The sequence below is a fragment of the Natrinema soli genome, from assembly GCF_028618695.1.
This window is the reverse complement of sequence record NZ_JAQIVI010000156.1, coordinates 1-1,531: the sequence shown is the minus strand read 5'-3', so window position 1 is coordinate 1,531 and position 1,531 is coordinate 1. Positions and strand designations below refer to the sequence as shown.

General features: G+C 64.1%; 2 protein-coding genes and 2 pseudogenes. 1 reads left to right on the top strand and 3 read right to left on the bottom strand.

The annotated features are described in order from the left end of the window. Nucleotides 1-267: 267 nt before the first annotated feature. Nucleotides 268-363 (top strand): annotated as a pseudogene (locus PGX04_RS11220) (NAD-dependent epimerase/dehydratase family protein); the annotation flags it as partial. Nucleotides 364-418: 55 nt separating this feature from the next. On the opposite strand, the pseudogene PGX04_RS11215 reads toward PGX04_RS11220, so the two are convergent. The 3 genes and pseudogenes from PGX04_RS11215 to PGX04_RS11205 form a co-directional block, all read right to left on the bottom strand. Then, a pseudogene (locus tag PGX04_RS11215) lies at nt 419-868 on the bottom strand (outer membrane protein assembly factor BamB family protein); the annotation flags it as partial. A gap of 115 nt (nt 869-983) precedes the next feature. Next, a complete protein-coding gene (locus tag PGX04_RS11210; protein WP_273738581.1) occupies nt 984-1,367 on the bottom strand; it encodes a hypothetical protein in 384 nt (127 codons plus the stop codon). Further along, the coding region (locus PGX04_RS11205; RefSeq protein WP_337959465.1) for a uroporphyrinogen-III synthase at nt 1,364-1,531 on the bottom strand (168 nt) is incomplete at its 5' end. The genes PGX04_RS11205 and PGX04_RS11210, both read right to left, overlap by 4 nt.

The following is a 1,531-nucleotide window of genomic DNA, read 5'->3' as shown; positions in this document are numbered from 1 at the left end:
CGGCGCTCGCGGTCGCGAGGAACCGCCGTCGGGATCTCCTCATGGGTTCGACGGTCGCGGCGGTGACACCGCGCTGGCGTCTCCGTCCGCGACCGCCCGAGTCCGGTGGCGTCGGCTCATCGATCCTCCGTTCGAATTCCAGGGTCAAATAGTCCGTCGGGATGTCGTTCCCCGTCGGTCGACCCGGCCGACAGCGAGAATCCCGTTGTCGGCATCGTCTCTGTTCAAGAGGAGTATAATTATGTCGACGTGACCGAAGGAATCGGTATGAACGTCCTGGTCGCGGGCGGGTCAGGATTCGTCGGGCGATCCCTGTGTCGCGTCCTGATCGACCGTGGACACGCGGTGACGGTCGCCTCGCGGAGAGAGTGCCGTCGGTGCTTCCGACGTAGCCTCGATCCTCGACCGTCGCCAGTTTCGATTTCACTTTCCCGCCGATTTCGACCGTCCACTCGACCTCGCCGGTGGCGCTCGAGAGGGCGTACAGCTTGCCGTCGTTGCTCCCGATGTAGACGCGGTCGGTCACGGTCGTCGGCGGCGCGTAGATCTCGTCGCTCGTCTCGACTGTCCACCGCTGGTCCCCGTCGAGCCCGATCGCGTACACTCGGTGGTCGACGCCGCCGACGTACAGGGTGTCGCCGTCGATCGTCGGTGCGGACCAGACTTCGTCCCCGGTCTCGAATCGCCACCGTTCCGTGCCGTCCTCCGTCTTGAGCGCATAGACGTTCCGATCGAGGCTGCCGACGTGGACCCGACCGTTCGCGACGGCGGGGGTCGTGGGTATTCGCCCGTCGGCTTCGAACGACCACAGCTCCCGTTCGGGTTGCAGCCGGTCGATCTCGTCGTCGTCGCTTACACATCCTGCCATACTGATTGTCCCGCCGACGAATGCGCTAAGGATGGTGCGGCGAGTATGGTCGTCTCGTCGGCCGGGAGCGTCGGTCATGGTGATTCGTTTTGAGACAGTGTAACCGGGAGTGTGGCTAGAACGGACTTGGGATGTCTGAACGTAAGTATGATTCCGGATTGCTGATTCGATCGCCGGTCGCGTCGTAGCCGACGACCCACCGCGGGGTGTCGACGATGAGATCGCTCACGTCGAAGTCGAACTCGGAGAAGATCCGGGGATAGTTACGCACCACGTGGTCGAGTTCGTCGAATTCCTCCAGAACGCTCTCGGGATTGTCCATCGTTCGTCTCGCCCGGAGCCAGTTAAGATAGATCTCGGCCGAGCCGATTCCCTTGTACGGCGAGATCCCCGCCTTCGCGACGACGAAGAAGGCGGCCATTCGGGCGCTGAACAGCTGTTTTCCGTCCGACGATCGTGTCCTTTCGCGGTCGGACCGATCAGTGGGACTGCCTGTCACCTATTCCGGTCCGGGATCGCTGCGACCGTCTCGCGGGCCAGCGCGCCGAACGTCGCTTCGTCGGGGACGACATCAACCTCGAGTCCCAGTGACGCGGCGGTCTCGGCCGTCGGCTCGCCGATGACGCCGACAGTCGCGTCCGCGAGTCCCGCCAGTGCGTCCTC